Origin of the sequence: Rhodovulum sp. FJ3, assembly GCF_032918305.1 — a bacterium.
Lineage (GTDB): Bacteria > Pseudomonadota > Alphaproteobacteria > Rhodobacterales > Rhodobacteraceae > SAT37.
This window is the reverse complement of sequence record NZ_JAWJUU010000015.1, coordinates 1-4778: the sequence shown is the minus strand read 5'-3', so window position 1 is coordinate 4778 and position 4778 is coordinate 1. Positions and strand designations below refer to the sequence as shown.

General features: G+C 63.2%; 2 protein-coding genes and 1 pseudogene. All 3 read left to right on the top strand.

The annotated features are described in order from the left end of the window. A partial coding sequence (locus R1W00_RS18155) for a bifunctional 5-dehydro-2-deoxygluconokinase/5-dehydro-2-deoxyphosphogluconate aldolase (protein ID WP_317264183.1) occupies nucleotides 1-1845 on the top strand: 1845 nt, incomplete at its 5' end. Between the two features lie 76 nt (nucleotides 1846-1921). Continuing rightward, a complete protein-coding gene (gene iolD / locus R1W00_RS18150) occupies nucleotides 1922-3775 on the top strand; it encodes a 3D-(3,5/4)-trihydroxycyclohexane-1,2-dione acylhydrolase (decyclizing) (RefSeq protein WP_317264182.1) in 1854 nt (617 codons plus the stop codon). A gap of 166 nt (nucleotides 3776-3941) precedes the next feature. Further along, nucleotides 3942-4778, top strand: a pseudogene (iolB, locus tag R1W00_RS18145) (5-deoxy-glucuronate isomerase); the annotation flags it as partial.

The window sequence follows — 4778 nt, the reverse complement described above, 5'->3', positions numbered from 1 at the left end:
GGGCGCTTGGAGGATATGGGGTCCTTTGAGAAGTACATCGGCGGGTCCCCGACGAACATTGCGTGCGGGACGGCGCGGTTGGGTCTGAAGTCCGGTTTGATCACGGGCGTCGGGGATGAGCACATGGGCCGGTTCATCCGTGAGCAGCTGCAGCGCGAGGGCGTGGATGTGGCGGGGGTCAAGACCGACCCCGAGCGCCTGACGGCCCTGGTGTTGCTGGGCATCCGCGACGAGGAGCAGTTCCCGCTGATTTTCTATCGTGAGAACTGTGCCGATATGGGTCTGACGGTGGATGATATCGACCCTGACTATATCCGCTCGGCGCGCTCGGTTGTGGCCACGGGCACGCATCTGTCCAACCCGCAGGTCGAGGCGGCGACGCTAAAGGCGTTGGAGATCGCGCGCGCGGCGGGATTGAAGACGGCGCTGGACATTGATTACCGCCCGAACCTCTGGGGCGTGGCGGGCCATGGCGATGGCGAGAGCCGCTTTGTCGAGAGCGCCGAGGTCACCGAGAAGCTGCAGTCCAGCCTGCATTACTTTGACCTGATCGTGGGCACCGAAGAGGAATTCCACATCGCGGGCGGATCCACCGACACGATTGCGGCCCTGCGGGCGGTGCGCGCGGTGTCGGGCGCGACACTGGTGTGTAAACGCGGCGCGGACGGGGCTGTGGCGTTTGAGGGCGATATTCCGGACAGTCTGGATGACGGTCAAACCGGGCCGGGCTTTCCGATTGAGGTGTTCAACGTGCTGGGCGCGGGGGACGGGTTTATGTCGGGTCTGCTCAAGGGTTGGCTGGATGGCGAAGACTGGCCCACGGCCCTTAAATACGCCAATGCCTGTGGGGCCTTTGCCGTCAGCCGCCATGGCTGTACCCCTGCCTATCCCAGCTGGAAAGAGCTGACCTTTTTCTTTGAGCGCGGCCTCAAGCAGGCGGATTTGCGCAATGACGTCGAGTTGGAGCAGGTGCATTGGGCCACCAACCGCGCAGGCGATTGGTCCACCGTGCGCACCTTTGCCTTTGATCACCGTCTGCAACTGGAAGAGATGGAGGGCTATACCCTGGAAAAAGGCGGGGCCTTTAAGGAGCTCTGCCTTCAGGCCGCGTTGCAGGTTCAGGACGGCCAGTCGGGGTATGGTATTTTGTGCGACAACCGCATCGGGCGCAGCGCGGTGCACGCGGCCTCGGGGACGGGGCTGTGGATCGGGCGTCCGACCGAACTGCCCGGATCGCGTCCGATTGATCTGGAGCCGGAACTGGGCCCCGATTGCGGTCAGTTGGGCGAATGGGCGCGCGAGAACGTGGTGAAGTTGCTGGTGTTCTGCCACCCCGATGACGATGCGGCGATGCGTGCCTTGCAGGAAGAGCGGGTCAAGCGTCTGTTCACCGCCGCGCGGCGCAACAAGCTGGAGTTCCTGCTGGAGATCATCCCCTCCAAGGTGGGGCCGGTCGATGACACCACAACCGCGACCCTGATCCGCCAGTTCTATGAGGCGGGGGTCTATCCCGACTGGTGGAAGCTGGAGCCGCTGAAGACGCAGGAGGCCTGGGCGAACGCGGTTGCGGCGATTGAGCTGCACGATCCGCATGTGCGCGGGATTGTGGTGCTGGGGCTGGACGCGCCCGAGGCCGAACTGGCCGCGAGTTTTGAGGTCGCCGCCAGCTTTGGCATGGTCAAGGGGTTTGCCGTGGGGCGCACCATCTTTGGGGATGCGGCGCGCGCTTGGATGACGGGGGACATGGATGATGAGGCGGCCATTGCGCAGATGGCCGAGCGGTTCACCCGCCTGTGTCAGGTCTGGGACAGTGCCCGCGGCGCTGCGCGGTTGAACGCGACGTGAGGCGCGGGGGCCAGCCCCCGCACCCCCGGAGTATTTGGACAAGATGAAAAGGGCCAAGGGGCCTTGGGAGAGACGAATGGGCACGATCCGACTGACGGCGGCACAGGCCATGATCAAGTGGCTATCGGTGCAGATGACCCCTGAGGGGGAGCGGTATATCGACGGGATGTGGGCGATCTTTGGTCACGGCAACGTGGCGGGGATTGGCGAGGCGCTGCATGCGTACCGCGACGTGTTCCCGACGTGGCGCGGGCAGAACGAGCAGACCATGGCCCATGCTGCCATCGCCTATGCCAAGGGCAAGAAGCGCACCCGCGCGATGGCTGTGACCAGTTCCATCGGGCCGGGGTCGACCAATGTGGTGACGGCCGCCGCGTTGGCCCATGTGAACCGTTTGCCGTTGTTGATTGTGGCGGGGGATGTCTTTGCCAATCGTCGCCCCGATCCGGTGTTGCAGCAGGTTGAGGATTTTGACGACGGCACGGTCTCGGCGAACGACTGTTTTAAGCCGGTGTCGCGTTATTTTGACCGTATCACGCGGCCCGAGCATATCCTTTATGCACTGCCCCGCGCATTGCGCACCATGACGGATCCGGCCAACTGCGGTCCTGCCACGCTGGCCTTTTGTCAGGATGTGCAGGCTGAGGCCTATGATTATCCGGTGGAGTTCTTTGAGCCGAAGGTCTGGCACATCCGCCGTCCGCAGCCCGATGTGGATGAGCTGGCCCGTGTGGCCGCGTTGATCAAGGGGGCCAAGCGCCCCGTCATCATCTCGGGCGGTGGCACGATCTATTCCCAAGCGGAAGAGACACTGGGCGCGTTTGCCGCCAAACACAACATCCCCGTGGCGGAAACGCAGGCGGGTAAATCGGGCCTGAGCCAGGATCATCCGATGAACTTTGGCGCCTCGGGCGTGGATGGGTCGGCGGCGGCCAATGCGGCGTCCGAGACGGCCGATCTGGTGATCGGTGTCGGCACGCGTTTGCAGGACTTTACCACCGGATCGCGCACCTTGTTCCGTGAGGATGCCACGCTGGTCTCGATCAACATCCACGGCTATGACGCGGCCAAGCACGGGGCGGTGAGCCTTGTGGGCGATGCGAAGGTGACGCTTGAGGCGCTGACGGCCGCCATCGGGGACTATGCGGCCGACGCTCCGAATGCGGAGGCGCGCGAGGACTGGTTGCGTGCGGTGGACGTTTATTGTGCCCGCCCCGAGGACCAAGTTGCCAAACCGACCGACGGTCAGGTGATTGGCGCGGTGCAACGTGGCACGACCGAGACCGCGATTGCCATGTGTGCCGCCGGCACCATGCCCGGCGCGCTCAAGCTGCTCTGGAAACCGTCCCAAGGCGGCTATCACATGGAATATGGCTATAGCTGTATGGGCTATGAGGTGGCGGGGGCCATGGGCCTGAAGCTGGCCTGTCCGGAGCGTGAGGTGATCTGCTTTGTCGGGGATGGGTCCTATATGCTGGCCAACTCGGAACTGGCGAGCGCCGTCATGCGCCGCATTCCCTTTACCGTCGTGCTGACCGACAACCGTGGCTATGGCTGTATCAACCGATTGCAGACCATGGGCTGTGGCGGTGAGCCGTTCAACAACATGTATGTGGATTGCAACGTCGAGGCCCAGCCCGAGATCGATTACGTGGCCCATGCCGCGTCGATGGGGGCCCATGCGGTCAAGGCGGCGGACACGGATCAGCTTGAGGTCGAACTGGCCGCCGCACGCGGACGCAATATCCCGACGGTGATCGTGATCGAGACTGTGGCCAAGGACTTCCCCGGGACCGGGATCGAGACCAGCGCCGGGGAGCACGGGTATTTCTGGGATGTGGCGGTGCCCGAGGTGTCGGAGCGTCAAAAGCAGCGCGACCGGTTCCAGGAGTATCTGGGCCAGATCGCGCAGGCGCGGTTGGTGAACTAGGGCGCACTTGTTCCCGTGGCCCGTCTGGTGGTGGGCGGGGAAGGAGTATTTGTGCCAAGATGAAGAGACAGGTTGGAGAGATGTGATGGGCGATTTGCTGAAGAAACCGTTCGGGCGCCACGGCAAGGTGCATGCNCAAGATGAAGAGACAGGTTGGAGAGATGTGATGGGCGATTTGCTGAAGAAACCGTTCGGGCGCCACGGCAAGGTGCATGCGATCACGCCCGAGAGTGCGGGCTGGCGCTATGTCGGGTTTGATTTGATCAGGTTGCGGGCTGGTGAGGCGTGGACCGAGGAGACCGGCAGCAATGAGGTCATTCTGGTGATGGTCGAGGGCAAGGCGCGGATTGAGGCGGCCGGTCAGGACTNCCGAGGAGACCGGCAGCAATGAGGTCATTCTGGTGATGGTCGAGGGCAAGGCGCGGATTGAGGCGGCCGGTCAGGACTGGGGTGAGTTGGGCGAGCGGATGGATGTGTTTGAAAAGACGCCGCCCCATTGTCTTTATGTTCCGAACGGGAGTTCATGGGCGTTGGAGACCACGACGGATGCGGTGATTGCGGTGTGTAAGGCGCCCGGCAAGGGTGGGCATGAGGCGCGCCGGATCGGGCCCGACGGGATCACCTTGACCCAGCGCGGTCAGGGGACGAACACGCGCTATATCAACAACATCGCCATGGAGGGCGAGGACTACTGTGACAGCCTGTTGGTGACCGAGGTATTTACCCCCGCAGGTCACTGGTCGTCCTACCCCAGCCACCGCCATGACGAGGATGATTATCCCAACATCACCTATCTGGAAGAGACCTATTATCACCGTCTGAACCCCGGCAACGGGTTCGGCATTCAGCGGGTCTATACCGATGACGGGCAGTTGGACGAGACAATGGCCGTCAGCGACGGGGACGTCGTTCTTGTGCCCCGTGGCCATCACCCCTGTGGCGCGCCCTATGGTATCGAAATGTACTACCTCAACGTCATGGCGGGGCCGCGCAGAAACTGGCG